This is a genomic window from Xanthomonas sp. NCPPB 1132, assembly GCF_056629235.1.
Map to the genome: position 1 here is coordinate 2207311 of NZ_CM152819.1, position 23688 is coordinate 2230998.

20 protein-coding genes are annotated in these 23688 nt (G+C 70.1%); 10 read left to right on the forward strand and 10 right to left on the reverse strand.

Going from position 1 to position 23688, the window contains the following annotated elements; genetic code table 11:
- Positions 1–3 precede the first annotated feature (3 nt).
- Genes mutL through AC1G9L_RS09355 form a run of 3 tightly spaced genes read left to right on the forward strand, consistent with a single transcriptional unit; the run spans position 4 to position 3792 of the window.
- Positions 4–1884, forward strand: coding sequence for a DNA mismatch repair endonuclease MutL (gene mutL / locus AC1G9L_RS09345; RefSeq protein WP_481070811.1), 1881 nt, complete (start codon positions 4–6; stop codon positions 1882–1884).
- Positions 1884–2813, forward strand: a complete 930-nt coding sequence (locus AC1G9L_RS09350; protein WP_019802281.1) for a DUF1684 domain-containing protein — start codon at positions 1884–1886, stop codon at positions 2811–2813. Before mutL ends, AC1G9L_RS09350 begins: the two co-directional genes overlap by 1 nt.
- Before the next feature lie 13 nt (positions 2814–2826).
- On the forward strand, positions 2827–3792 hold the full coding sequence (locus AC1G9L_RS09355) for a TraB/GumN family protein (RefSeq protein WP_481070813.1): 966 nt from the start codon (positions 2827–2829) through the stop codon (positions 3790–3792).
- A 161-nt stretch (positions 3793–3953) separates the two neighbouring features.
- Here the strand turns inward: AC1G9L_RS09355 and phaR are convergent, their stop codons facing one another.
- The 3 genes from phaR to gluQRS all read right to left on the reverse strand — a co-directional run bounded on the left by phaR (position 3954) and on the right by gluQRS (position 6401).
- A complete protein-coding gene (gene phaR / locus AC1G9L_RS09360) occupies positions 3954–4466 on the reverse strand; it encodes a polyhydroxyalkanoate synthesis repressor PhaR (RefSeq protein WP_019800308.1) in 513 nt (170 codons plus the stop codon).
- A 207-nt stretch (positions 4467–4673) separates the two neighbouring features.
- Positions 4674–5414, reverse strand: a complete 741-nt coding sequence (gene phbB / locus AC1G9L_RS09365) for an acetoacetyl-CoA reductase (RefSeq protein ID WP_019800309.1) — start codon at positions 5412–5414, stop codon at positions 4674–4676.
- A gap of 60 nt (positions 5415–5474) precedes the next feature.
- Positions 5475–6401 carry a tRNA glutamyl-Q(34) synthetase GluQRS gene (gene gluQRS, locus AC1G9L_RS09370; protein ID WP_481070815.1) on the reverse strand — a complete coding sequence of 309 codons (927 nt, stop codon included), beginning with the start codon at positions 6399–6401 and terminating at the stop codon, positions 5475–5477.
- A gap of 104 nt (positions 6402–6505) precedes the next feature.
- Between gluQRS and htpX the strand changes: the two genes are divergently transcribed.
- The gene (gene htpX, locus AC1G9L_RS09375; protein WP_010342979.1) at positions 6506–7390 is read left to right on the forward strand and encodes a protease HtpX; all 885 of its coding nucleotides are present in this window, start codon (positions 6506–6508) and stop codon (positions 7388–7390) included.
- A gap of 84 nt (positions 7391–7474) precedes the next feature.
- Here htpX and AC1G9L_RS09380 read toward each other — a convergent pair whose 3' ends face one another.
- The 3 genes from AC1G9L_RS09380 to AC1G9L_RS09390 form a co-directional block, all read right to left on the reverse strand.
- A complete protein-coding gene (locus AC1G9L_RS09380) occupies positions 7475–9547 on the reverse strand; it encodes an EAL domain-containing protein (RefSeq protein WP_019801704.1) in 2073 nt (690 codons plus the stop codon).
- 188 nt (positions 9548–9735) lie between these two features.
- Positions 9736–10932, reverse strand: a complete 1197-nt coding sequence (locus AC1G9L_RS09385; RefSeq protein ID WP_019801703.1) for an aminoacetone oxidase family FAD-binding enzyme — start codon at positions 10930–10932, stop codon at positions 9736–9738.
- Entirely contained in the window at positions 10929–11474 is a 546-nt protein-coding gene (locus tag AC1G9L_RS09390; protein WP_019801702.1) for a YaeQ family protein, read from the reverse strand. Before AC1G9L_RS09390 ends, AC1G9L_RS09385 begins: the two co-directional genes overlap by 4 nt.
- Positions 11475–11956: 482 nt before the next feature.
- On the opposite strand from AC1G9L_RS09390, the gene AC1G9L_RS09395 reads away from it, so the two are divergent.
- On the forward strand, positions 11957–12166 hold the full coding sequence (locus tag AC1G9L_RS09395; RefSeq protein WP_006451993.1) for a cold-shock protein: 210 nt from the start codon (positions 11957–11959) through the stop codon (positions 12164–12166).
- A gap of 206 nt (positions 12167–12372) precedes the next feature.
- Entirely contained in the window at positions 12373–13065 is a 693-nt protein-coding gene (locus tag AC1G9L_RS09400; protein ID WP_019801701.1) for a glutathione S-transferase N-terminal domain-containing protein, read from the forward strand.
- A gap of 33 nt (positions 13066–13098) precedes the next feature.
- Here the strand turns inward: AC1G9L_RS09400 and AC1G9L_RS09405 are convergent, their stop codons facing one another.
- Positions 13099–13992, reverse strand: a complete 894-nt coding sequence (locus AC1G9L_RS09405; RefSeq protein ID WP_481070822.1) for an alpha/beta hydrolase — start codon at positions 13990–13992, stop codon at positions 13099–13101.
- 265 nt (positions 13993–14257) lie between these two features.
- Between AC1G9L_RS09405 and AC1G9L_RS09410 the strand changes: the two genes are divergently transcribed.
- Positions 14258–15829 carry a protein adenylyltransferase SelO family protein gene (locus AC1G9L_RS09410; protein WP_019801699.1) on the forward strand — a complete coding sequence of 524 codons (1572 nt, stop codon included), beginning with the start codon at positions 14258–14260 and terminating at the stop codon, positions 15827–15829.
- A 19-nt stretch (positions 15830–15848) separates the two neighbouring features.
- On the opposite strand, the gene AC1G9L_RS09415 is transcribed toward AC1G9L_RS09410, so the two are convergent.
- Positions 15849–16553: a TetR/AcrR family transcriptional regulator gene (locus AC1G9L_RS09415; RefSeq protein WP_481070824.1), complete on the reverse strand. Its 705-nt coding sequence runs from the start codon at positions 16551–16553 to the stop codon at positions 15849–15851.
- Between the two features lie 62 nt (positions 16554–16615).
- On the opposite strand from AC1G9L_RS09415, the gene AC1G9L_RS09420 reads away from it, so the two are divergent.
- The 3 genes from AC1G9L_RS09420 to AC1G9L_RS09430 all read left to right on the forward strand — a co-directional run bounded on the left by AC1G9L_RS09420 (position 16616) and on the right by AC1G9L_RS09430 (position 21546).
- Complete coding sequence (locus AC1G9L_RS09420; protein ID WP_481070826.1) at positions 16616–17776, forward strand: efflux RND transporter periplasmic adaptor subunit; 1161 nt, start codon at positions 16616–16618, stop codon at positions 17774–17776.
- A gap of 6 nt (positions 17777–17782) precedes the next feature.
- On the forward strand, positions 17783–20905 hold the full coding sequence (locus AC1G9L_RS09425; protein WP_019800072.1) for an efflux RND transporter permease subunit: 3123 nt from the start codon (positions 17783–17785) through the stop codon (positions 20903–20905).
- Positions 20906–20988: 83 nt separating this feature from the next.
- Complete coding sequence (locus AC1G9L_RS09430; protein WP_481070828.1) at positions 20989–21546, forward strand: adenine phosphoribosyltransferase; 558 nt, start codon at positions 20989–20991, stop codon at positions 21544–21546.
- A gap of 48 nt (positions 21547–21594) precedes the next feature.
- Here the strand turns inward: AC1G9L_RS09430 and AC1G9L_RS09435 are convergent, their stop codons facing one another.
- Together AC1G9L_RS09435 and dbpA are read right to left on the reverse strand one after the other, a co-directional pair.
- Positions 21595–22113, reverse strand: coding sequence for a DUF6985 domain-containing protein (locus AC1G9L_RS09435; RefSeq protein ID WP_019801833.1), 519 nt, complete (start codon positions 22111–22113; stop codon positions 21595–21597).
- Entirely contained in the window at positions 22110–23486 is a 1377-nt protein-coding gene (gene dbpA / locus AC1G9L_RS09440; RefSeq protein WP_481070830.1) for an ATP-dependent RNA helicase DbpA, read from the reverse strand. Before dbpA ends, AC1G9L_RS09435 begins: the two co-directional genes overlap by 4 nt.
- Between the last annotated feature and the right edge of the window lie 202 nt (positions 23487–23688).

Below are 23688 nucleotides of genomic sequence, written 5' to 3' on the forward strand. Positions count from 1 at the left end.
GGCATGAGTATCCGGCAGCTGCCCGAGATCCTGATCAACCAGATCGCTGCCGGCGAAGTGGTCGAGCGGCCGGCCTCGGTGGTCAAGGAACTGGTGGAGAACGCGCTGGACGCCGGCGCGCACCGCGTCGACATCGATCTGGAAGAAGGTGGTGTGCGCCTGATCCGCATCCGCGACGACGGCGGCGGCATCGCGCCGGAGGAACTGCCGCTGGCCATCTCGCGGCACGCGACCAGCAAGATCGCCTCGCTGGACGACCTGGAATCGGTGGGCACGCTGGGGTTCCGCGGCGAGGCGCTGCCGTCGATCGCCTCGGTCAGCCGCTTCACCCTGGCCTCGCGCCGTGCCGGCGACGAACACGGCGCTGCCCTGCAGGTCGAAGGCGGCAAGGTCGGCGAGGTGCAGCCGCGCGCGCTGCCGCCTGGCACGCTGGTCGAGGTTCGCGAGCTGTTCTACAACGTGCCGGCCCGGCGCAAGTTTCTGCGTGCCGAGCGCACCGAACTGGGCCACATCGAGGAGTGGCTGCGTTCGCTGGCGCTGGCGCGCCCGGACGTGGAGCTGCGCGTCTCGCACAACGGCAAGCCATCGCGGCGCTACAAGCCGGGCGACCTGTACTCGGATGCGCGCCTGGGCGAGACCCTGGGCGAGGACTTCGCAAAGCAGGCGCTGCGCGTGGACCACAGCGGTGCCGGCCTGCGCCTGCATGGCTGGATCGCGCAGCCGCATTACTCGCGCGCCAGTGCCGACCAGCAGTACCTCTACGTCAATGGTCGCTCGGTGCGCGACCGCAGCGTCGCCCATGCGGTGAAGATGGCCTACGGCGACGTGCTGTTCCATGGCCGGCAGCCGGCCTATGTGCTGTTCCTGGAACTGGAGCCGGCGCGGGTCGACGTCAACGTGCATCCGGCCAAGCACGAGGTGCGCTTCCGCGACGCGCGGCTGATCCACGACTTCGTCTATCGCACGCTGCAGGACGCGCTGGCGCAGACCCGCGCCGGCAGCCTGCCCGGCGTGATCGGCGCCGACGCGGCGCTGCCGCCGCCAGCCGCGGGCGCTGCGGCCTGGGCGGGTGCAGGCGCGCCGAACGGCGGCGGTACGGGTGGTGGCGGCGGGCAGGGCTACGGTTACGGCGCGCAGTGGCGCCCGGCGCAATCGCCGCTGGGCTTGCGCGTGGAAGAGGCGCCGGCCGCCTATGCGGCGCTGTACGCGCCTGCCGCGGAAGCGGGCAGTGCCGCCAGCCTGCCGCGGCAGACCCAGGACCCGGCCGGCGGCCTGCCGCCGACCGCCGCCGACAGCGGCGTGCCGCCGCTCGGCTATGCCATCGCGCAGTTGCACGGCATCTACATCCTGGCCGAGAACGCCGATGGCCTGATCGTGGTCGACATGCACGCCGCGCACGAACGCATCGGCTACGAGCGCCTGAAGACCGCACACGACGGCATCGGCCTGCACGCGCAGCCGCTGCTGGTGCCGATCACCCTGGCGGTCGGCGAACGCGATGCCGATACCGCCGAACGCGAGGCCGAGACGCTGGCCGCGCTCGGGTTCGAGATCACCCGCAGCGGGCCGCAGTCGCTGCAAGTGCGCAGCATCCCGGCGCTGCTGGCGCAGGCCGAGCCGGAGGCCTTGCTGCGCGACGTGCTCACCGACCTGCGCGAACACGGCCACAGCGGCCGCATCGCCGGCGCGCGCGACGCGTTGCTGTCGACCATGGCCTGCCACGGCGCGGTGCGCGCCAACCGTCGCCTCACCGTGCCGGAAATGAACGCCTTGCTGCGCGACATGGAGGCCACCGAGCGCTCCGGACAATGCAATCATGGGCGTCCGACCTGGGCGCGGTTCACCCTGGGCGAGATCGATCGTTGGTTCCTGCGGGGGCGGTGATGGACAAGCAAGTGTGGACGACGGCGCTGCTGGTAGCGCTCGTCGCCTTGGGCGGATGCGGCAAACAGGCGCCGGCGCCGGCCGCGCCGAAGGCGATGGACGCGCGCTTCGTGGCCGACGAACAGGCCTGGCGCGCGCAGCGCCAGCGCGAACTGCAGGCGCCGGATGGCTGGACCAGCCTGGTCGGCCTGCACTGGCTGGAACTGAAGGAGCACTACGTCGGCAGCGGCCCGGACAGCGGCATCCGCCTGGCGGTCGGGCCGGCGCGAATGGCCCTGGTGTCGCAGGTGCAGCGCGAGGTGTACCTGACGCCCGAACGCGGCGCCGCCCTCAGCGTCGCCGGTGCGCCGGTGCAGGGGCGCATCCGCCTGTACAGCGATCATGACCCGCAGCCGACGGTGATCGACTTCGACGACGGCAAGGGCAAGCTCAGCCTGATCGAACGCGGCGGCCGCTACGCGCTGCGGGTCAAGCACGCCGATGCGCCGACCCGGCTCGGTTTCGCTGGCGTGCCGTACTGGCCGCTGGCCGAATCCTGGCGCGTGCGCGGGCGTTTCGTGCCCAATCCGCCGGGCACGACCCTGCCCATCGTCGACATCATCGGCGTCACCACGCCATCGCCCAATCCCGGCGCGCTGGAGTTCGAACGCGGCGGCAAGCGCTACCGCCTGCAGGCGATCGGCGAACCCGGCCAGCCGCTGTTCGTGGTGTTCGCCGACCGCACCAGCGGCCGCGGCAGCTACCCGGCCGGACGCTTCCTGGACGTGGACGCCCCTGCGGCCGACGGCAGCGTGGTGCTGGATTTCAACCGCGCCTACGACCCACCGTGCGCATTCACGCCCTTCGCCACGTGCCCGCTGCCGCCGCCGGAGAACCGCCTCGACCTGGTGGTGGATGCCGGCGAGAAGACCTACGCCGCTGCCCATTGACCCGAGGATGCCGATGACCCCGTTCCCGCGCCCGTTGCGCCGCCTGCTGCTGGGGCTTTCGCTGTGCCTGGCCCTGCCGGCACTGGCCCGCACGCCGCCGCCGCCGGTCGCTCCTGCCGCCGCGCCCGCGGTGGCGCCGCCGACGCCGCTGTTGTGGAAGGTCAGCGGGACGCGCGGCACGCTGTACCTGCTGGGCTCGTTCCACATGCTCAAGGCCGACGACTATCCGCTGGCCCGCGAGGTCGATGCGGCCTATGCGGCGTCGCCGCGGTTGCTGTTCGAACTGGCTCCGAAGGACGTGGACGCGCCGCAACTGGGCGCGCAGATGCTGCAGGCGGCGCAGCGCCACGACGGCAAGCGGCTGCAGGACGACCTGGACCCGGCCATCTGGGAACGGCTGCGTCGCTATGCCGCCGGCCACGGCCTGCCGCTGGCGCAGATGAGCGGCTTCGAGCCGTGGTTCGTCGGCCTCAGCATCAGCATCGCCGACATGCAGACGCAGGGCCTGCAGGCCGATGCCGGGCTGGACCGTCACTTCATGCGCCTGGCCCAGCAGGACGGCAAGACCGCCGAGGGCCTGGAGACCGCGCAGGCGCAGATCGACCTGCTCGACGGCATGGACCCGGTGGAGCAGAAGCAGATGCTGACCGAGGCGCTCGACGACGCCGAGCAGGGCGCGGCGCAGACCCTGCGCCTGCACGACGCCTGGCGTCGCGGCGACGAGCGCCAGCTATGGCAGGAGATCGGCGCGCAGATGAAGCGCGATTATCCGCGGCTGTACCAGCGCATTGACGTGGAGCGCAACCAGGCCTGGTTGCCGCGCCTGGAGCAGCGCCTGAAGGACGGTGGCGGCGACACCCTGGTGGTGGTCGGTGCGCTGCATCTGCTCGGGCCGGACGGCGTGGTCGACGGCCTGCGTGCGCGCGGCTACAAGGTCCAGCGGATCTGCGGGAATTGCAAGCCGGCAAAGTCGCGCTGACCCACGCCTGCGAGGCTTCGGCCGTACCCTCATCCGCCCCTGCGGGGCACCTTCTCCCGGCGGGAGAAGGAGAAGCCAGAGCCCCTCTCCCACCGGGAGAGGGGTTGGGGTGAGGGTAGGGGCGCGCAGCGCCCTGCCGAACCCACCCGGTCGCAATCCTCTCAGCGCGAACGCGACTTCGGCGAGGCACCCGCCGGCGGTTCGCCGGGCTTGCCGGTGCCGGCGGCCGGGCGGCCGAAGCCGGCGCCGAGGTTGCGCTGGAACTCGTGCCACAGTTCCAGGTTGCGCTCGGTGAGCTGGTTCATCATGGTCCACGGAGTCTGTCCCAGCAGGTTGCCCATCTGCTGGCGGAACTGCTGCTGCTGGTCGAGGAACACCTGCATGCTGCGCTCCAGATAGTTGCCCATGAAGCCCTGCAGCGAGTCGCCGTAGAAGCGGATGATCTGGCTGAGCAACTGCGTGGACAGCATCGGTTCGCCGTCCTGTTCCTGGTCGGCGATGATCTGCAGCAGCACTGCGCGGCTGAGGTCTTCGCCGGTCTTGGCGTCGCGGACTTCGAATTCCTCGCCGTCGATGATCAACTGGCGGACGTCTTCGATGGTGATGTAACTGGAGATCTCGGTGTCGTAGAGGCGGCGATTGGGATACTTCTTGATGATGCGAATCTCAGCCATGAAGCGATCGCTCTGTGACGGTAGGCGCGCAGCATGGCGCAGCGCAGCAGGGCTTGCAACCGCCGAAAGTACCTGAACACGCGGGTGCAGCAAAAAAATCATGCTGCGCAGCATTCGCAGCGCAGCGAACGTCCGCAGGCCGCCGTGGCGGCCAATGCGGGATAGCGTTACCTCGCGCGAAAGCCGCCGCCTGAGCGATTCAGCCGCTCACCACCCCATGTGGTGGCCGCCGTTGATGTCCAGGTTCGAACCGGTGATCCACGCCGCTTCCTCGGCCACCAGGAACGCCACGGCGTAGGCGATCTCCTCCGGCTTGCCGAGACGCCCGGTGGGAATGTCGGCGGCGATCTTGGCGCGCACTTCCTCCGGCACCGCCATCACCATGTCGGTGGCGACGTAGCCGGGCGAGACCGTGTTGACGGTGATGCCGTAGCTGGCGTTCTCGCGCGCCAGGGAAATGGTGAAGCCATGCATGCCGGCCTTGGCCGCGGCGTAGTTGGCCTGGCCGTACTGGCCCTTGAGGCCGTTGATCGAGCTGATCTGGATGACCCGCCCCCAGCGCTTCTGGCGCATGCCCTCGATCACCGGGCGGGTGACGTTGAACACCGAGTTGAGGTTGGTGTTGATGACCTCGTGCCATTGCTCGGCGGTCATCTTGTGGAAGGTGGTGTCGCGGGTGATGCCGGCGTTGTTGACCAGGATCTCGACCGGGCCGAGCTGGCGTTCGACCTCGCGGATGAGGCGCTGCGCGTGTTCGGGCGAGGCGACGTCGCCGGGGACGATGGCGACCTCGTGACCACGCTCGCGCATGCGCTGCTGCCAGGCCAGGGCCTTGGCCTCGTCGCGGTAGTTGCTGGCCACGCGGTGGCCCTGTGCGGCCAGCCGCTCGCAGATCGCGGTTCCGATGCCGCCGGTGCCGCCGGTGACCAGCGCAACGCGTGATGTCATGGATGTCGCTCCGGATAGAGAAAGAAGGAGGGCGGCCGCGGCGCGGCCCAGGGTGCGATTCTAGTCAGCCTTGATGTCGCTGGGGATAGCGGGCGCGGCCGGTGCTGCGGCGTCCACGCGTCGGTCCTGCGCCGGCAGCCGTGCCGGGTCGAAGCTGCGCAGCGCGCAGTCCAGCAGCGTCCTCACCGATCCGGCGCCTGCCAGCGCGGCCGGCGGCTGGCCCAACGTCGCCCAGGCCAGGCGCAGCGCCGGCAGCGGGTCGGCGTCGTCCAGCGGCAGCGCGGCATGCGATTTGGACAGCTTGCGGCCGTCGGGGCCGAGCAGCAGCGGCAGGTGCAGGTAGCGCGGCGTCGGCAGGCCCAGCGCGCGCTGCAGCAGGATCTGCCGCGGCGTGGAATCGAGCAGGTCGGCGCCGCGCACCACGTCGGTGATGCCTTGTGCAGCATCGTCGACCACCACCGCCAGTTGGTAGGCCCAGCAGCCGTCGGCGCGCAGCAGCACCACATCGCCGACCTCGCTGTAGACGTCCTGGCGCAGCCGGCCGCGGACGCCGTCGTCGAAGGCGACCACGCTGGCCGCGCCGGGCGGCACGCGCAGGCGCAGCGCCGGGTGCGCGCGGACCTGGGTCGCCACGCAGGCATGGTGCACGCCGCCTTGCGCCGCCAGGTCGCTGCGGCTGCAACTGCAGGGAAAGGCCAGGTCGGCCTGCAGCAGTCGCTGCGCTGCGTCGCGGTATACCGGGTCGCGCTCGCTCTGCCGCAGCACCGGCCCGTCGGCCTCCAGGCCGCAGGCGCGCAGGCTGGCCAGTTGCCGCTCGGCGGCGCCGGGCACGCTGCGCGGACGGTCCACGTCCTCGATGCGCAGCAGCCATTCGCCGCCGGCGTGGCGCGCCAACAGCCAGCTGCCGAAGGCGGCGAGCAGGGATCCCAGGTGCAGCGGGCCGGTGGGCGAGGGCGCAAAGCGGCCGCGGTAGGGGGGCGGGGACATGGATAAGCTGAATCCTCGGTCAGGTACGCGCTTGAATTCAAGCGGCCGACACCGCAGATTCGAGCCAATCCCTACCATTTAATCCGTGCGGAGCCCACGCTCACATGTTCAATCGCATCGTCCTGTTCCTCATCACCAACCTGGCGGTGCTGGTCCTGGCCGGCATTGTCATGTCCGTGTTTGGGGTCAACCCCAACCAGATGGGCGGCCTGCTGGTGATGGCCGCGATCTTCGGCTTCGGCGGCTCGCTGGTGTCGCTGCTGCTGTCCAAGTTCATGGCCAAGCGCGCCACCGGCGCGCAGGTCATCACCGAGCCGCGCAACCACACCGAGCGCTGGCTGCTGCAGACCGTGCAGCGCCAGGCGCAGGCCGCGGGCATCGGCATGCCCGAGGTCGCCGTGTACGACGGTCCGGAAATCAACGCCTTCGCCACCGGCGCCAACCGCAACAACGCGCTGGTCGCGGTCTCCACCGGCCTGCTGCAGAACATGACCGAGGACGAGGCCGAGGCGGTGCTGGGCCATGAGATCAGCCACATCGCCAACGGCGACATGGTGACCATGGCGCTGCTGCAGGGCGTGCTCAACACCTTCGTGATCGTGCTGGCGCGCGTGGTCGGCGGCGTGGTCGACAGCTACCTGTCGGGCAACCGCGACGGCCGTCGCGGCCTGGCCTACTACGCGATCGTGATGGTGCTGGAACTGGTGTTCGGCCTGTTCGCGACGATGATCGCGATGTGGTTCTCGCGCTACCGCGAGTTCCGCGCCGACGCCGGCGGCGCCAGCCTGGCCGGCCGCGCCAAGATGATCGCGGCGCTGCAGCGCCTGGAGCTCAACCATGGCCAGAGCACGCTGCCGTCGCAGGTGCAGGCGTTCGGCATCGCCGGCGGCCTGGGCCAGGGCCTGCGCAAGTTGTTCATGAGCCACCCGCCGCTGGCCGAGCGCATCGCCACCCTGCGCGCCTCGCACGTCAACGCGACAGTGAGCTGAGGTCGACCGCTACAGGCGCAGCAAATGCCTGCGCCTGTAGCGGCTTTTGCCAATCCCCAATCCCGAATCCCCAATCCCGGCCTCTCAGGCAAAATCGAAGTTCATCCCCGGCGCCGCCAGGCCGACGAACTCGCCCTGTACGTAATCGACGCCGGCACTGAACAGCAGGCTCATCGAGGTGGCGTCGGAGACGAACTCGGCGATGGTGCGGATGCCGGCAGACTGCGCGCGCCCAGTGATCTCGCGGATCTTGTCCTGGTGTTCGCGGGTCTGGGTCAGGTCCTGGGTGAAGCCGCGGTCCAGCTTCAGGAACGAGGGCTGGAAGTGCGCCAGCAACTGGAACGAATCCAGGCCGGAGCCGAACTGTTCCAGCCCGACCTTGCAGTCCAGGGCGGTGGCGTCGGCCAGGAATTGCTGGGCATTGCGCAGATGGGTGAACACCTTGGCTTCCGGTGTCTGCAACCACAGGCGGTCGCCGGGCACGCCGTGCGTCGCCAGTTCGCGCCGGATCAGGTCGACCATCTGCGTGTCGGCGAAGGCCTCCGGGCTGACCTTGACCAGCAGGCTGGTGGCATGGCCGGCGCGCTGGCGTTCGCCGATCACGGCGATCGCACGAGAGACCACCCAGCGGTCGATCTCGGCAGTCAGGCCATGCTCGGCGGCGATGCCGAGGAAGGTCGACGGGCCGATCAGCTCGTCGTTGCGCTCCAGGCGCAGGTAGGCCTCGTACAGTTCGTGCTGGTCGCCCTGCAGGTTCAGCACCGGCTGGTAGTGCAGCAGGAAGCCGTCGCCAGCCAGGGCCTCGCGCAGGTGCTGCACCCAGCGCTGCACGCGCTCCTCCTCGAGGCGATCGGCCGCGCCCGGGTCGAAGATCTTGCAGGCGTTGCCGCCCAGCTCCACGGTCGCCTGCACGTTCTCGCTGGCGCGCGCCAGGACCTGGCCGACGCTGGCGATCTTCTCGCCGATCTGCACGCCGCCGATGCTGACGGTGACCGTGGCCGAGCGCTCGCCGACGCTGAACACATGGCTGGCGTAGGCCTGCAGCAGGCGCTCGGCCAGTGCCGCGGTGCGCGCGTAGTCGCCTTCCAGCAGCAGCGCGAAGTTGTGCTCGCCGAAGCGCGCCGCCTGCACGTCGCCGTCGATGGCCGCGGCCAGGTGCTGGCCCAATGCTGCGACCAGCGCGTCGGCCGAATCCAGGCCGATGTCGGCCAGCAGCCGCGCGTAATGATCCGGCTCGACCAGCAAGAAGCCGTACTGGCCCTCGCCGCGGCCGACCTGGGCCACGGCGGTTTCCAGCGCCAGCATCAAGGTGGGGCGGTTGAGCAGGCCGGTGACCTGGTCGCGCTGGCGCAGGTCCTCGACCTCGCGCGCCAGTTCCGGGTCGAACTCCTCGCGGCGGCGGAACACCACCTGCACGCAGGCCTCGCCCTCGTAGCTGGCGGTGGCGAATTCCATGGTCGCCGGGAAACTGTCGCCTTCCAGGGTGCGTGCGTCCACCTGGTACTGCGCCGGCGGCGGCTCGCCCTTGCTCAGCGACTTCAGCACCTGCTTGAAGCCTTCCACGTGCTGCGGCGCGACCATGTCCAGCAGCGACACGCCTTCGACGTCGTCGAACGACGCGAACCCGAACATCTCCAGGTAGGCGTCGTTGGCGCGGATGTGCATGCCTTCGTGGATGTAGGCGATCGGATCGCGCGAGGAGGCGATCAACGCATCGCAGCGGCGCTCGGTCTCGCGCATCTGCGCCTCGATCCGGCGCAGCCCGCGCCGCGCCTGCAGATCGGCCCAGGTGGTGCGCACCACCGCCAGCAGGTGCTCGGGGCGCTGCCGCAGCGCGATCGCGCGCGCGCCGCCGGCCACGGCCTCCAGCCATTCGTTCTCGTCGATGCGCTCGGCCAGCACGATGACCGGGATGTCCTTGCCGCTGGCCGCGACCCGCTGCAGCACCTGCGGCAGGGGGATCGACTGGGCCTGTGCGCTGAGCACCAGGTCGATCGGCTGCGCGGCCAGCATCGCCGACAACTCCTCGGCGTGCTGCGGCCGCGACGGGCGCACCGCGATGCCGCTGTTGCGCAGGCTGCTGACGATCGCCTCGGCGTCTTCGCCGCTGTCGTCGACGATCATCAGGCGGAGGGTGATGTCTTTGCCTGTGTGCATGAAGCCTCCCGGGGACGGGGTTTAATACACGATGGCCGCTGTCGCGTCCATGTTGTTCGGGAATGGGGAATCGGGAATGGGGAGTCGCAAGAGCGGGCTATTGTGTCTGAACGTTCGCGGGCGGACCGGGACGCGCTCGCAACGAGCGGTGTTTCGATTCCCCATTCCCGATTCCCCATTCCCTGCCGCTAGGCCGCCAAGCCCGCCGCATGGCCCGAGGCCCAGGCCCACTGGAAGTTGTAGCCGCCCAGCCAGCCGGTGACGTCGAGCACTTCGCCGACGAAGTACAGGCCGGGTACGCGTCGCGATTCCATGGTCGAGGACGACACCTGGTCGGTGTCCACGCCGCCCAGGGTGACTTCGGCGGTGCGGTAGCCCTCGGTGCCGCTGGCCACCAGCGGCCAGGCGCCGAGCAGCTCGGCGGCCGCGCGCAGCTGCGGCTCGTCAAGTTGGCGCACCGGTTTGTCCGGCAGCCACACCTCGCACAGGCGTTGTGCGAAGCGGCGCGGCAGCGCCTCGCCCAGCACCGTACGCAGTTCGCTGGCGCCGCGCAGGCGCTTGTGTTCGCGCAGCCAGGTCGCCGCGTCCTGCCCCGGCAGCAGGTCCAGGCGCAGGTCGTCGCCCGGCTGCCAATAGGAGGAGATCTGCAGGATCGCCGGGCCGCTGACCCCGCGGTGGGTGATCAGCATGAAGTTGCGGAAGCTTGTGCCATTGCAACGGGCCTCCACCGGCAAGGCCAGGCCGGACAGGTCGTGCAGGCGTTCCTGGTGCTTGCCGCTCAGGGTCAGCGGCACCAGGCCGGCGCGGGTCGGCAGCACGGCGTGGCCGAACTGCCGCGCCAGGTCGTAGCCGAAGCCGCTGGCGCCGAGGCTGGGGATGGACAGCCCGCCGGTCGCCACCACCAGCGAATCCGCCTGCACCGGGCCGTCGTCGGTGTCCAGGCGGAAGCCCTCGCTGCCGCGTTCCACCGCGCGCACGCTGCAGTCGGTGCGCACGGTGACGCCGGCTGCGGCGCACTCGTCCATCAGCATGCGCACGATCTGCTTGGAGGAGATGTCGCAGAACAACTGCCCCAGTTCCTTCTCGTGATAGGCGATGCCGTGGCGCTCGACCAGGTCGATGAAGTCGGTGGGGCGGTAGCGGGCCAGCGCCGACTTGCAGAAGTGCGGGTTGGCCGACAGGAAGTTGCCCGGGCCGGTACCGGTATTGGTGAAATTGCAGCGGCCGCCGCCGGACATCAGGATCTTCTTGCCGACCTTGTTGGCGTGGTCGATCACCCGCACCCGGCGCCCGCGCTGGCCGGCGGCGATCGCGCACATCAGCCCGGCGGCGCCGGCGCCGATCACCACGACGTCGGTGCGGAGGGGGGCTGTCCCGGCGCTCATGCCGCGGCTTTGCGCACCGTTGGGGTGAAGGCGAAGCTGCCGCTGTCGCCCAGCCACTGCACCTCGCCGTCCTGGATCACCACGTCGAAGCGCATGCTGCGCTGGATCAGCTCGGCCGCCGCGGCCACGGCCTCGGCCGGCAGGTCGATCACCTGCACCTGCTTGAGCTTGCCCAGCGCCGAGGCGTTCTTGTCCCACCAGATGTCCGCGGCGCGGCCGCCGTAGTTGGCCACCACCACCGAACGTGCCCGCCCGCAGGCCTTGCGCACCCGCGATTCGTCGGGCTGGCCGACCTCGATCCATTGTTCGATCGCGCCGGTGTAGTCCATCCGCCACAGGTCGGGCTCGTCGTCGCTGCTCAGGCCCTTGCCAAACAGCAGGCGCTCCTCGGCGTACAGCGCGAAGGTCAGCAGGCGCGCCATCAGCCGCTGGTCGGTCTCGGACGGATGTTGCGCCAGGGTCAGGGAGTGGGCGGCGTAGTAGCCGCGGTCCATGTCGGAAATCTGCAGCTCCGCCTTGCGGAGGGTGGCGGTGAGGGCCATGCGGCTACCGGGATCGAGGGCGCAATAGGATACGGTGTGCGGAGCCGCCGCCGACCCGTGCCGCGGGTGGGGCCCGAGGATCGATGCCGGGTGGGATGGCAGAGGCGAGGGGAGCGCTGGGTGGATGCGGCGGTGTGTGTGGCGCTCAGCGCCTCAGTCGCCGTTGCCCGGCAGGCGGCAGATTTGCGCAGTTTTCGCGGATCGGCAGCAGGATCGGCCGCGCCGGCACTAACTTTAGGGTGAGGTTCAGCTTCCTTGTGGTGGATCCCGGTTTGTCTACACAAAGATGTCGCTTTTTGATCGCGACCCGCGTATGGTGGCTCCACTGTGTTTGCTAGAGTCACCGTGAATCGTGGCTTGGTGCAGTAGATCTCGCGATCCACTTCATCGTTCCGCTCGCTTTACTAACGCCTGCAACTCAGTCTCGGCCTCGATCTCCGATGGCTGCGATTTCTTCAATTCAATGTTTCAGGAGTTAGCAAATGTCTGATCGTCAGAGCGGTACCGTGAAGTGGTTCAACGATGCCAAGGGCTTCGGCTTCATCACCCCGGAAAGCGGCCCGGACCTGTTCGTGCACTTCCGCGCGATCCAGGGCACCGGCTTCAAGTCGCTGCAGGAAGGCCAGAAGGTGACCTTCGTCGCCGTGCAGGGCCAGAAGGGTATGCAGGCTGACCAGGTGCAGGCCGTCTAAGGACGCCCGCCACCGCAAGGTGCCGAACGCCGGAAGCGCAAGCTTCCGGCGTTTTTGTTTTGGGCGATGCTGGCGTCGGGCGCGCGTTCGCGCCAGCGGTGGCCGTTCGCGGCGCAGCGCCGAGCGCTGCGGCGATGCCCGTGCACACGCCGGTTCACACCCGCATCCGGCTACGATGGCGGCCCCCAGTCGCCGGAGCCGCCGCCATGATCACCGTGCATCACCTCAACCAGTCCCGGTCGCAGCGCGTGCTGTGGTTGCTGGAGGAACTGGCGCTGCCGTACCAGGTGATCAAGTACCAGCGCGACCCCAAGACCATGCTGGCGCCGGCGGAGCTGCGCGCGATCCATCCGCTGGGCAAGTCGCCGGTGCTGGTGGACGACGGCCACGTGCTGGCCGAGTCCGGCGCCATCCTCGACTATCTGGTGGACCGTTACGATACCGGCTGCACGCTGTCGCCGGCGCCGCAGCCGCTGGATTCGCCCGAGCGCCTGCGCTACCGCTACTGGATGCACTACGCAGAGGGCTCGGCGATGCCGCCGCTGCTGATGAGCCTGGTGTTCGGGCGGATCCGCTCGGCGAAGATGCCGTTCTTCGCCCGGCCGATCGCCAAGGGCATCGTCGAAAAGGCGATGCGCAGCTTCGTCGGGCCGCAGGTGCGCCTGCACCTGGACTGGATGGAGCGCGAGCTGGCGGCCACCGGCTGGTTCGCCGGCGACCGCTTCACTGCCGCGGACGTGCAGATGAGCTTCCCGGTGCAGGCCGCGGCGGCACGCATCGGCCTGCAGGCGCATCCGAACCTGGCCGGGTTCGTGCAGCGGATCGAGCAGCGCCCCGCCTACCAGCGGGCGCTGCAGCAGGGCGGTCCGTTCGAACTGCTCGGCGGCGCGAACGACTGAGCCTGTCGCGCGCGGGCCGCGCCTCCCGCGCGGTCAGCGGACGGCGGGGCGGGCCGGGCAGGCGCGTATGAAGGCGATGCTGTCGGCCATGACCGGGAGCGCCGAGTCGTCCTTGCGCAGCGCCAGCACCAGGCGCATGTGGCCTATGCCGGGATAGGTCTTCAGTTCCGCCGGCACGCCGACACGCTGAAGCGCGGCCTGCAGCGATTGGCTGTTGTGCGGCTCCACCACGGTGTCGGCATCGCCGTGCAGCAGCAGCGCCGGCGGCTCGTCGCCGTCGACGAAGTTCACCGGCTGCGAACGCCGCTGCTGCGCCGGGTCCTGGCCGAACATGCCGATCAGGTCCGGATCGGTCAGCGGCAGGAAATCGTAGGGGCCGGCCAGCCCGACCAGGCCGCACAGCTGCCGCGGCGACAGGCCCTGCGCCTGCAGCCAGTGGCCGTCGGTGGCCAGCAGTGCGGCGATGTGCGCGCCGGCGGAGTGGCCCATCAGCACCAGTCGCTGCGGATCGCCGCCGTACTCGACGGCATGGCGCTGGCTCCAGGCCACCGCGGCGGCGGCGTCGCGCATGAAGCCGTCCAGGGTCACCTGCGGATACTTGCGGTAGTCCGGCACGATCGCGACCACGCCGTGCCGCGCCAGCGCTTCGCCGGCCCAGCGGTAGTTTTGGCGGGTGCCGGTCTTCCAGGTGCCCCCGTGGAAGAACACCACCACCGGCGCGTGCTGCACCCCGGCCGGGCGGTACACGTCCAGCGCCAGGCCGTGCGCGGCGTCGTAGACGATGCCGCGCTGCTCGCTGAGGCCATGCCGCGAGGAGCCGGCGTTGAGGCCGCCGAAGAACAGGCTGCTGCAGGCCGAGACCAGCAGCGAGGACAGGGCGATCAGGGCGTTGCGGGGCCAGCGGGGGCGAGACGGACGGTCGGACATGGGCGATCCCGGAGAGGAGCGCGGAGCATGCCGGATGCGGGTGTCGGCGGCGAGTGGAGGTGGGGCGAGGACTTGGGAGTGGGGAGTCGGGATTCGCAAAAGCGCGGCTTTGCGCTTGCGCCTTGATTTCGCGGTGGTCGGACCCTCACCCCAACCCCTCTCCCGGGGGGAGAGGGGCTTGGCATGCCTGCGCGCCACGAAGCGTGCACTGGATGCTCACCTTGCGGACTTTCCAATGAAGCCTGCGACTTCTACGCTGTCTCCCATGTCCTCCTTGCGTTTCGACAATCGTTTCGTCGCCGAGTTGCCTGGCGACCCGGAAACCGGGCCGCGGCGCCGCGAGGTGCTGGGGGCGCTGTGGTCGCCGGTCGAGCCGACGCCGGTGGCGGCGCCGCGGCTGCTGGCGTACTCGCCGGAGGTGGCGGCCTTGCTCGGGCTGTCCGAGCAGGAAGTGGAGGCGCCGCAGTTCGCCGCGGTGTTCGCCGGCAATGCGCTCTATGCGGGCATGCAGCCCTACGCGGCGAACTACGGCGGCCACCAGTTCGGGCATTGGGCCGGGCAACTGGGCGACGGCCGCGCGATCTCGCTGGGCGAGGCCCTGGGTGTGGACGGGCGGCGCTGGGAGCTGCAACTCAAGGGTGCCGGGCCCACGCCGTATTCGCGCGGCGCCGACGGCCGCGCGGTGCTGCGCTCCTCGATCCGTGAGTTCCTGTGCAGCGAGGCCATGCATCACCTGGGCGTGCCGACCACGCGCGCGCTGAGCCTGGTCGGCACCGGCGAGACGGTGGTGCGCGACATGTTCTACGACGGTCACCCGCGCGCCGAACCGGGCGCGGTGGTGTGCCGGGTGGCGCCTTCGTTCGTGCGCTTCGGCAGTTTCGAGCTGCCGGCCGCGCGCGGCGACATCGCATTGCTGCGGCGCCTGGCCGATCTGGTGATCGCGCGCGATTTCCCGGAATTGCCGGGAACCGGCGGCGCGCGCGACGCGGCCTGGTTCGCCGAGATCTGTGCGCGCACTGCGCGCATGGTGGCGCACTGGATGCAGGTCGGCTTCGTGCACGGGGTGATGAACACCGACAACATGTCGATCCTGGGGCTGACCATCGACTACGGCCCGTATGGCTGGGTCGACGACTACGACCCGGAGTGGACGCCCAACACCACCGATGCGCAGGGGCGCCGCTACCGGTTCGGCACGCAGCCGCAGGTCGCGTACTGGAACCTGGGTCGGCTGGCGCAGGCGCTGGCCCCGCTGTTCGACGACGTGACACCGCTGCACGACGGCCTCGAACGGTTCCGTTCCGACTATGCGCAGGCCGAGCGCGACAACATCGCGGCCAAGCTCGGCCTGCAACAGTGCGGCGATGACGATGTGGCGCTGATGCGCGACGTGCTGGACCTGCTGCAGCAGGGCGAGGTCGACATGACCCTGTGGTTCCGCGGCTTGAGCGCATTGCCGCTGCAGCCGTGGACGCCGGCGCAGGCCCTGGCGGCACTGGCCGACGCGTTTTACGACCCGGACAAACTGGCGGCGCAGGCGCCGGCGTTCGAGGCCTGGCTGGCCCGCTATGCGCAGCGCCTGCAGCAGGATCCGCTGCCCGCCGCCGTGCGTGCGGAGCAGATGCGTGCGGCCAACCCGCGCTACGTGCTGCGCAACTACCTGGCGCAGCAAGCGATCGACCGCGCCGAGCAGGGCGATACCGGCGGCATCGATGAACTGCTGGAGGTGATGCGGCGTCCCTACGACGAGCAGCCGGGGCGCGAGGCCTTCGCGGCGAAGCGTCCGGACTGGGCGCGAGCCCGGGCCGGCTGTTCGATGCTGTCGTGCAGTTCCTGAGCGGGGGCGGCGCGTGCGCTCAGGACGCGGTCGCGCCACGGTAGCGCCAGGCGGCCAGGAAGGTCGCCACCACTTCTTCCGCCAGCGCCTGCTGGGCGGCCGCGTCCGGCGCCTGTCCGTTGAGCATGGCGCTGGGATAGGCGTAGCCGAAGGTCGCGCCGATGAAGGCGGTGGCGGCGAGGAAGGGCGCCTCGACCTGCACGTCGCCACGCGCGTGCAGGGTCTGCAGCAGGGCGCTCAGGCGCTCGCGCAGGCGGCCGGCGCGGCGCTGGTGCAGCGATTGCAGCAGATCCGGCATCTGCGCGCTGGCCTGCACCAGCAGGCGATGCAGGCGCAGGGCGTCGGGCGCGTACAGGTGCGCCGGCACGGTCACCGCGATCTGCCGCAGGGTCGCCGGCAGGTCCTGCGCGGTGGCGCTGCTGATGTTCTCCAGGCGGGTCTGCAATTCCTCGCCCAGGGCCTCGAACACCTGCATCAGCAGCTCGGCCTTGCTGGAAAAGTGGTTGTACAGGCTCTGCCGGGTCAGCCCGGCCTGGCTGGCGATCTGTTCCAGCGACACGTCCAGCCCATGCTCCAGCAGCAGCGTACGCGCTGCCGCCAGCAGGCGCGGGCGGGCCAGCGCCGGCCGGCCGCGCGGCCGGGCGGGCGCGCCCGCAGCCGCTGCCTCGGGTGTCGCAGTCGTTGCTTGCGCACCCGACTGGCGAAGGGTTGTGCTTCCCTTCATGAATGTTTTTTTGTCTTTGAGTAAATTAAATGATCCTCCTCGTCGTCCCCAGGATCAAGCGCATGCCCGCGCCTCTCGTCCAGCGCCGCCGCGCGCTGCCGTTGCTGCTGTCCGTCGTGGTGCTTGGGTTCGCCGGCTGCAAGGGCGGAGGCAAGGCGCCGGCGCCGGCAGCGAAGACGGTGGAGGTGGTGACCCTGCAGCCGCAGAGCGTGCCGTTGAGCGTGGAGCTGGCCGGGCGCACCGTCGCGTCGGAGGAATCGGAGGTGCGGCCGCAGGTCAGCGGCATCCTGCGCCAGCGGCTGTTCGAGGAGGGTGCCGTGGTGCGGGCCGGGCAGCCGTTGTTCCAGATCGAGCCGACCCTGTACCAGGCCGCGGCCAACCAGGCGCAGGCCAACCTGGCCACCGCCGAGGCCACGCTCGCCGCCGCCACGTTGCGTGCCGAGCGCTACCGTACCCTGGGTAAGACCCAACTGGCCGCGCAGCAGGACGTGGACGATGCGCAGGCCGCCTACAAGCAGGCGCTGGCCAGCCGCGACGCGCAACGCGCGGCGCTGGACACCGCGCGCACGCAGCTGCGCTTCGCCACGGTGCTGGCGCCGATCGGCGGGCGCATCGGCCGCGCGCGGGTGACCCCGGGTGCGCTGGTCACTGCCAACCAGACCGACGCCATCGCCAAGATCCAGCAACTGGATCCAATGAACGTGGACATCACCCAGTCGGGCAATCAGTTCCTGGCGTTGCGCCGCGCGATCGCCGCTGGCGGCGTGCAGCCGGCCAGCACGCAGGTACGGCTGACCCTGTCCGACGGCACCGAGTATCCGCTGCCCGGCACGCTGGAGTTCGCCGACATCGACGTGGAGGAGACCACCGGTGCGGTGACCCTGCGCGCGCGCTTCCCCAATCCCGATGCGCAACTGCTGCCCGGCATGTACGTGCGCGCGCTGGTCGGGCAGGGCGTGCGCCAGCAGGCCCTGCTGGTGCCGCAGTCGGCGGTGGACCGCACCCCGCGCGGCGAGGCGGTGGCCTGGGTGGTGGGCGCCGACAACGTGGTGCGCCAGCGCGAATTCACCACGCTGCGCGCGGTCGGCGACCGCTGGCTGGTCGGCGATGGCCTCAAGCCCGGCGAGCGGGTGGTGGTGGCGGGCCGGCAAGGCCTCAGCGACGGCGCCAAGGTGACGGTGAAGGCCGCCGCCGCCGCCGCGCCTGCCGCCAGCCAGGGCTGAGCCGGCATGCTGCCGCGTTTCTTCATCCACCGCCCGATCTTCGCCTGGGTCCTGGCGATCTGCATCATGGCCGCCGGCGCCATCGCCGTGTTCACCCTGCCGATCGAGCAGTACCCGGACATCGCGCCGCCGTCGGTCAACGTCACCGCCACCTACAACGGCGCCTCGGCGCAGACCGTGGAGGACAGCGTCACCCAGGTGATCGAACAGCAGATCAAGGGCATCGACCACCTGCTGTACTTTTCCTCAACCAGTTCCTCGTCCGGGCAGGCGCGGATCAGCATCACCTTCGACCAGGCGGCCAACCCGGACATCGCCCAGGTGCAGGTGCAGAACGGGGTCAACCAGGCGCTCAACCGCCTGCCGCAGGAAGTGCAGCAGCAGGGCGTGACCGTGGCCAAGTCGCAGGGCGACAGCCTGATGGCGGTGGCGATCTACGACCGCACCGACCGCATGGACAACGTCGACATCTCCGACTACCTGGTCAGCACCCTGCAGGACCCGATCAGCCGCATCAACGGCGTCGGCGAGATCAACGTGTTCGGCGCGCAGTACGCGATGCGGGTGTGGCTGGACCCGCACAAGCTCAATGCCTACCAACTGATGCCGGGTGACGTGCGCAGCGCGATCCTGGCGCAGAACACCCAGGTCACCGCCGGCGAACTCGGTGCGCTGCCCACCGGCGCCGAGCAGGAACTCAACGCCACGGTCACCGCGCAGTCGCGGCTGCAGACCCCCGAGCAGTTCCGGCAGATCATCCTGGCCACGCGCGCGGACGGTTCCAGCGTGCGCCTGGGCGATGTGGCGCGGGTGGAGATCGGTGCGGAGAACTACCAGAACAACGCCACCCTCAACGGCCACCCGGCGTCGGGCTTCTCGGTGACGCTGTCGGCCGGCGCCAATGCGATCGCCACCTCCGATGCGATCCACGCCACCATCGAACGGCTCAAGCCGACCTTCCCGCCGGGCCTGGACGTGGCCTATCCGCGCGACAGCACGCCGTTCGTGCGGATCTCGATCGAGAACGTGGTGCACACCCTGGCCGAGGCGATCGTGCTGGTGGTGGTGGTGATGTTCCTGTTCCTGCAGAACTGGCGCGCCACGCTGATCCCGGCGATCACCGTGCCGGTGGTGCTGCTGGGCACCTTCGGCATCCTCGCCGCGGCAGGTTTCACCATCAACACGCTGACCCTGTTCGCGATGGTGCTGGCGATCGGCCTGCTGGTCGACGACGCCATCGTGGTGGTGGAGAACGTCGAGCGGATCATGCACGAGGAGCACCTGCCGCCGCGCGAGGCCACCGAGCGCTCGATGGGCGAGATCACCGGGGCGCTGATCGGCATCACCGTGGTGCTGGGCGCGGTGTTCCTGCCGATGGCGTTCTTCGGCGGCTCCACCGGCATCATCTACCGGCAGTTCTCGATCACCATCGCCTCGGCGATGGTGCTGTCGGCGCTGGTCGCGCTGACCCTGACCCCGGCGCTTTGCGCGACCCTGCTCAAGCCGGTGGAACAGGAGCGCAAGCTCGGCCGCTTCTTCCAGTGGTTCAACCGCAGCGTCGAGCGCGGCCAGCAGGCCTACCAGCGTCGCCTCGGCGGCGTGCTGCAGCGGCCGCGGCGCTGGCTGGCGCTGTATGCGCTGGTGGCGCTGGCGATGGTGGTGCTGTACATGCGCATGCCCACCGGCTTCCTGCCGGTGGAGGACCAGGGCCAGGTGCAGATCCAGTTCACCACGCCGGAAGGCACGCCGCTGGCCAAGACCCAGGCCCTGGGTGAGCGCATCAGCGACTACTTCATGACCCACGAGAAGGCCAATCTCACCGCGATCTTCATGGTGGTGGGCCGCAACAACGCCGGCACCGGGCAGAACGCCGGCCAGGCCTTCGTGGCGCTCACGCCGTGGGGCGAGCGCAACCGCGACAACACCGCGCAGGCCATCATCGACCGCGCCAACGCGCATTTCCGCGGGGTCAGCGACGCCAAGATCAGCGTGCTGTCGCCGCCGGCGGTGCGCGGCCTGGGCCAGTCCAGCGGCTTCGAGCTGTGGATCCGCGACAGCGACGGCGCCGGCCGCGCGGCGCTGCTGAAGGCGCAGCAGCAGGTGCTCAAGGAGGCCGGCGACGATCCGCAACTGACCGCGGTGCGGCTCAACGGCCTGGGCGACAAGGCACAGTTGCAGGTGGACATCGACCACGCCCAGGCCAGCGCGCTGGGCCTGGCGCAGAGCGACATCAACGCGACCCTGGCCACCGCCTGGGGCGGCAGCTACGTCAACGATTTCATCGACCGCGGCCGGGTCAAGCGCGTGTACGTGCAGGGCGATGCGCCGTACCGCGCGCTGCCGGAGGACATCGCGCAGTGGTACGTGCGCGGCAGCGGCGGACAGATGGCGCCGTTCGCCAGTTTCGCCAGCACCCACTGGACCCGCGGCCCGCAGCTGCAGCAGCGCTTCAACGGCCTGCCGGCATCGCAGATCCAGGGCGGCGCGGCGGCCGGCAGCAGTTCCGGCGAGGCGATGCAGCGGATGCAGGCGATCGTGGCCAAGCAGGACGGCTTCGACCTGCAGTGGAGCGGGCTGTCCTACCAGGAGCAGTTGTCCAGCAACCAGACGCTGTGGCTGTACACGGCCTCGATCCTGTTCATTTTCCTGTGCCTGGCGGCGCTGTACGAGAGCTGGTCGATCCCGGTGGCGGTGCTGCTGGTGATCCCGCTGGGCGTGGTCGGCACGGTGCTGGCGACCACGCTGGCCGGGTTCGTCAACGACATCTATTTCCAGGTCGGCCTGCTGACCACGATCGGTCTGTCGGCAAAGAACGCGATCCTGATCGTCGAGTTCGCCGAGGCGCGGCAGCGCGCGGGCATGCCCTTGCTGGAGGCGACGCTGGAAGGTGCGCGGCTGCGCCTGCGGCCGATCGTGATGACCTCGCTGGCGTTCGTGGCCGGCGTGCTGCCGCTGGCGCTGTCGACCGGCGCCGGCGCCTCCAGCCGCCGCGAGATCGGCGTGTGCGTGATCGGCGGCATGGTCACCGGCACCGCGCTGGCGGTGCTGCTGGTGCCGCTGTTCTTCGTATTGGTGCGCCGTCTGTTTCACGGTTCGGCGCGGCAGGACGCGAGCGCTGCGGCGGCGTAAGCCGTAGACCGACGAGGCGGCCCCGCGACGTGGTGCCGCCTTGCGACTAGACTTTGCGGTTCCCCACGCCATACGACCGCGCGATGAACGATTCTTCCTGTTGCGGCGCGCCCAGCGACGCACCGGCCCACTGGTCCGACCGCATCCGCGATATCGCCGATTTCCCGAAGCCGGGCATCGTGTTCAAGGACGTCACCCCGCTGCTGGCCGACGGCCCGGATTTCGCCTCCGCCGTGGATGCGCTGGCCCAGCCCTGGCGCGGCACCCCGCTGGACGCGGTGCTGGGCATCGAGGCGCGCGGCTTCATCCTCGGCGCGCCGCTGGCGCACGAACTGCGCACCGGGTTCGTGCCGGTGCGCAAGCCCGGCAAGCTGCCGGCGCAGACCCTGGCCCAGGACTACGGCCTGGAGTACGGCCGCGACCGCATCGAGATCCATGCCGATGCGCTGCAGCCGGGCATGCGCGTGCTGCTGGTCGACGACGTGCTGGCCACCGGCGGCACCCTGCTGGCGGCGCTGGCGCTGGCGCAGCGGATGGGCGCGGAGGTGGTCGCGGCGACGGTGCTGGTGGAACTGGCCGGGCTGGGCGCGCGGGCGCGCTGGCCGGCGGACATTCCGCTCACCGCGCCGCTGCGTTACTGACGCCGCGCGTGGGCGAAGCGGGTATCGGCCACGCCCGCGACGGGCGGCTCAATGCGGGTAGACCACGTCCTCCAGCGCCGGATCGGCATGCGCGGCGGCGTGGCTCAGCTGGCCATCAAACGGACCGACCTTGCAGATGCGCCCGTCGTCGGCGAACACCAGCTGCAGTCCGTGTTCCGTTTCCCAGTCGCAGTTGCATTCCAGGCTGATGCGCAGGCGGTCGTCGCGATGGCGGTCGACATACGCCTCGCTGCCGAACTGCACGTGCGCCCACACCTCGGCGGGGCCGGCGATGTCCGGCGAAGGCCATCCGTATTTGGCGCACAGCGCCTGCGTGTGCCGGTAGTAGGCGAACACATGTGGCGCTGCCGCGGCGAAGACCGCGGCATCGAGTTGCAGGAAGGTCTCGATTGCGGGCGCTGCGTCGGCCGGAACGTCGTCAGCCTCGCAGCCCACCAGCACGAAGCAGCAACTGCCGCGCATCCACGGGACCGGCACCGCCTCGCTCCACAGGTCGCCGTCCTCGTCCGGCTGCAGCGACGCCAGGACCTGCGCCGCCGCGCTCACAGCTTGGCGACCCGGAAGCGGCGGCCCTTGATCTTGCCGGCCTGCAGCTGCGCCAGCGCCTTACCGGCATGGGCGCGGGCGATGGCGACGTAGGAGCGGGTGGGGTAGATGGCGATCTTACCGATCGCCGCGCCGGACAGCCCGGCATCGCCGGTCAGCGCGCCGAGGATGTCGCCCGGACGCAGCTTGTCGGTCTTGCCGCCGTCGATGCGCAGGGTGACCATCGCCGCCTGCGGCAACTGCGCCGGCCGTGCGGTGGCCAGCGGCGCGCGCGACCAGCGCAGCGGCTGGCCCTGTTCGGTTTCCAGCGCCTGCGCGCGCGCAGTCTCGCGCGGCGCCACCAGGCTCAGGGCCAGGCCATGCTTGCCGGCGCGCGCGGTGCGGCCGATGCGGTGGCGGTAGGTCTCGGTGTCGGTCGGCAGTTCGTAGTTGATCACCGCCGCCAGGTCTTCCACGTCCAGCCCGCGCGCGGCCACGTCGCTGGCGACCAGTACGTTGCAGCTGCGGTTGACGAAGCGCACCAGCACCTCGTCGCGGTCGCGCTGTTCCATGTCGCCATGCAGCGCCAGCGCGGAGAAGCCGAACTGCTGCAGCGATCCGGCGACCTCGTCGACCTCCTTGCGGGTGTTGCAGAACACCACGCTGGACTCGGGCGTGAAGCGCAGCAGCAGGCCGGCCACCGCCTTCTGCCGGTAGGTCGGGTCGACCTCGAAGAACTGCTGGTCGATCTCCGGCGCGCTATCGGCGCCTTCGACGGTGATTTCCGCCGGTTCCTTGAGCAGGTCGCGCGCCAACGCGCGGATTTCCTCGGGGAAGGTGGCCGAGAACAGCAGGCTCTGCCGGTGCTTGTCGCAACGGCTGGCGATCTCGCGGATCGGCTCCTCGAAGCCCATGTCGAGCATGCGGTCGGCCTCGTCCAGCACCAGCGTGCGCACCCCGCCCAGGTGCAGTGCGCGCTTGCGTGCCAGTTCCTGGATGCGGCCGGGCGTGCCGACCACCACCTGCGGGTCGTGCGCCTCCAGCGAGGCCAGTTGCGGCGGCAGCGGCATGCCGCCGGTCAGCACCACCAGTTTCATGTTGGGAATGCCGGTGGCCAGCTTGCGCAACTGCTTGCCGACCTGGTCGGCCAGTTCGCGGGTCGGGCACAGCACCAGCGCCTGCGCGCGGCTCAGCGCCGGATCCAGCTTGTGCAGCAGGCCCAGGCCGAACGCCGCGGTCTTGCCGCTGCCGGTAGGCGCCTGCACGATGACGTCCTGGCCGGCCAGGATCGGCGGCAGGCTCTGCGCCTGCACCGGGGTCATGCGGGTGTAGCCGAGAGCATCGATGCCGGGCGCGAGCGCCGGGGAGAGGGAGAGGGTGGCGAAATCGGTCATGCGGCATTTTAGCCGGTTGAAGGCGGGGATTCGGGAGTGGGGATTCGGGATTGGGTAGGGTCTCTGCAAGCGCCGAGCATCGCGCCATGCCCGTTGCGCGTCTTCGGCCTCGACAAGCATGCTTGGCTGAGCCTGTCGCGATTGTGGCGCGACGCGCGTTTATAGAGGCTCGACCGGCGCATAGCAGGCGTCGGCACCAACC

What these genes read in the sequence shown, in the direction of transcription:
- phaR (WP_019800308.1), bottom strand. Translation starts at nt 4,466, where the DNA reads ATGGCTGAGATTCGCATCATCAAGAAGTATCCCAATCGCCGCCTCTAC.
- AC1G9L_RS09395 (WP_006451993.1), top strand. Translation starts at nt 11,957, where the DNA reads ATGTCTGATCGTCAGAGCGGTACCGTGAAGTGGTTCAACGATGCCAAG.
- dbpA (WP_481070830.1), bottom strand. Translation starts at nt 23,486, where the DNA reads ATGACCGATTTCGCCACCCTCTCCCTCTCCCCGGCGCTCGCGCCCGGC.
- mutL (WP_481070811.1), top strand. Translation starts at nt 4, where the DNA reads ATGAGTATCCGGCAGCTGCCCGAGATCCTGATCAACCAGATCGCTGCC.
- AC1G9L_RS09405 (WP_481070822.1), bottom strand. Translation starts at nt 13,992, where the DNA reads ATGTCCGACCGTCCGTCTCGCCCCCGCTGGCCCCGCAACGCCCTGATC.
- htpX (WP_010342979.1), top strand. Translation starts at nt 6,506, where the DNA reads ATGTTCAATCGCATCGTCCTGTTCCTCATCACCAACCTGGCGGTGCTG.
- AC1G9L_RS09420 (WP_481070826.1), top strand. Translation starts at nt 16,616, where the DNA reads ATGCCCGCGCCTCTCGTCCAGCGCCGCCGCGCGCTGCCGTTGCTGCTG.
- AC1G9L_RS09410 (WP_019801699.1), top strand. Translation starts at nt 14,258, where the DNA reads ATGTCCTCCTTGCGTTTCGACAATCGTTTCGTCGCCGAGTTGCCTGGC.
- gluQRS (WP_481070815.1), bottom strand. Translation starts at nt 6,401, where the DNA reads ATGTCCCCGCCCCCCTACCGCGGCCGCTTTGCGCCCTCGCCCACCGGC.
- AC1G9L_RS09355 (WP_481070813.1), top strand. Translation starts at nt 2,827, where the DNA reads ATGACCCCGTTCCCGCGCCCGTTGCGCCGCCTGCTGCTGGGGCTTTCG.
- AC1G9L_RS09415 (WP_481070824.1), bottom strand. Translation starts at nt 16,553, where the DNA reads ATGAAGGGAAGCACAACCCTTCGCCAGTCGGGTGCGCAAGCAACGACT.
- AC1G9L_RS09430 (WP_481070828.1), top strand. Translation starts at nt 20,989, where the DNA reads ATGAACGATTCTTCCTGTTGCGGCGCGCCCAGCGACGCACCGGCCCAC.
- AC1G9L_RS09380 (WP_019801704.1), bottom strand. Translation starts at nt 9,547, where the DNA reads ATGCACACAGGCAAAGACATCACCCTCCGCCTGATGATCGTCGACGAC.
- phbB (WP_019800309.1), bottom strand. Translation starts at nt 5,414, where the DNA reads ATGACATCACGCGTTGCGCTGGTCACCGGCGGCACCGGCGGCATCGGA.
- AC1G9L_RS09425 (WP_019800072.1), top strand. Translation starts at nt 17,783, where the DNA reads ATGCTGCCGCGTTTCTTCATCCACCGCCCGATCTTCGCCTGGGTCCTG.
- AC1G9L_RS09390 (WP_019801702.1), bottom strand. Translation starts at nt 11,474, where the DNA reads ATGGCCCTCACCGCCACCCTCCGCAAGGCGGAGCTGCAGATTTCCGAC.
- AC1G9L_RS09385 (WP_019801703.1), bottom strand. Translation starts at nt 10,932, where the DNA reads ATGAGCGCCGGGACAGCCCCCCTCCGCACCGACGTCGTGGTGATCGGC.
- AC1G9L_RS09400 (WP_019801701.1), top strand. Translation starts at nt 12,373, where the DNA reads ATGATCACCGTGCATCACCTCAACCAGTCCCGGTCGCAGCGCGTGCTG.
- AC1G9L_RS09350 (WP_019802281.1), top strand. Translation starts at nt 1,884, where the DNA reads ATGGACAAGCAAGTGTGGACGACGGCGCTGCTGGTAGCGCTCGTCGCC.